The organism is Stenotrophomonas sp. 05L44_2 (assembly GCF_056665995.1).
Window position 1 is genome coordinate 1 of record NZ_JBFTNR010000911.1, and the last position, 1,366, is coordinate 1,366.

Here is a 1,366-nt window from a genome sequence, read left to right on the forward strand (position 1 = left end):
GGTGAAGGTCATGTTAACAGTCCCGTAACATGTGAAGCGTCGTGCGCGACCGGCTACCGGCCCGACGTTGAAACCCTATACAGGATGATGAAAATCCGCAAGACCCACACACCACAAGGGTTTGGAAGGGTTTAAGAGCCAGATGCGACAGTTTTGACGCTGATTGTCACAAAGCGATTCAGCGCGCGCCCATCGAGGTGAGGAACCTTATGATGCAGACAGGAACCGAGCTGGAGCTGCAATGAAAGCCGTCGCCCTGTGCCGTGACTCCGCCCCTGCCCTGCGCGATCTGGTGCTGCCACCGCCGCAGCCGCCACGTGGCCGTGACCTGCTGATCCGCGTCGAAGCACTTTCCGTCAATCCCGTCGACGGGAAGCTGCGTGCAGCCACGTCGGCCGCGTCGCTGGATACCCCGCGCATTCTCGGCTGGGACGCGGCAGGGGTGGTCGAAGCGATGGGCGAGGAGGCCAGCCTGTTCGCCTCCGGTGACGAGGTCTACTACGCAGGAGATGTCACCCGCCCTGGCTGCAATGCACAGTATCAGCTGGTGGATGAGCGGCTGGTGGCACGCAAACCGACCACCCTCGATTTCGCCGAAACGGCCGCACTGCCGCTGACCACCCTTACTGCCTGGGAACTGCTGTTCCAGCGCATGCCCCTGCAGCTTGATGATCGCCGCCACGCCGGCCAGCGCCTGCTGGTGATCGGTGGTGCCGGCGGCGTCGGCTCGATGGCGATCCAGCTGGCCCACCACGCGGGGTTTGAGGTCATTGCCACCGCCTCGCGTGAAGCCTCGATCGACTGGTGCCGGCGGATGGGCGCCCAGCATGTCATCGACCATCGCCAGCCCCTTTTGCCGCAGCTGCAGGCGCTTGGCTTCGACGAAGTGCAGGTGGCACTCAACCTGGCCGACACCGATCACTACTGGGACGAACTGGGCCAGCTGCTGGCACCACAGGGACATGTAGGCCTGATCGTGGAACCCCGCGGCCCGCTGCGCATCGGCGATCCCTACAAGGCCAAGTGCATCGGCATCCATTGGGAATTCATGTTCGCCCGCGCGCGCTTTGCCACCGCCGACCGCATTGAGCAGCACCGCATCCTCAACCGCGCCGCCAGCATGATCGACGCGGGCCAGTTGCGCGGCACGCTGAGCGAAGTGCTGGGCCCGATCAATGCGGCCAACCTGGATGCCGCGCATCAGCGTCTGGCCGGCGGCCGCACCATCGGCAAGCTGGCGCTGGCCGGCTGGGACGACTGATTCACCGCCCACAGCCTGTCGCAGTGGATTGGCCGGCATCTGTATCTATTGAACGCTCCGTTTCGGGGATAGGGTGGAAACAGATTTCCCTCCCCCGAGCCCGTC

At 64.3% G+C, this 1,366-nt stretch carries 1 protein-coding gene; it reads left to right on the forward strand.

Annotation, left to right across the window (positions count from 1 at the left end):
• Window positions 1–241 precede the first annotated feature (241 nt).
• Window positions 242–1,261, forward strand: coding sequence for a zinc-binding alcohol dehydrogenase family protein (locus AC1VAN_RS21900; protein ID WP_442251717.1), 1,020 nt, complete (start codon window positions 242–244; stop codon window positions 1,259–1,261).
• Window positions 1,262–1,366: the final 105 nt, after the last annotated feature.

Coding starts and splice junctions, on each gene's coding strand:
- AC1VAN_RS21900 (WP_442251717.1), top strand. CDS start 242: ATGAAAGCCGTCGCCCTGTGCCGTGACTCCGCCCCTGCCCTGCGCGAT.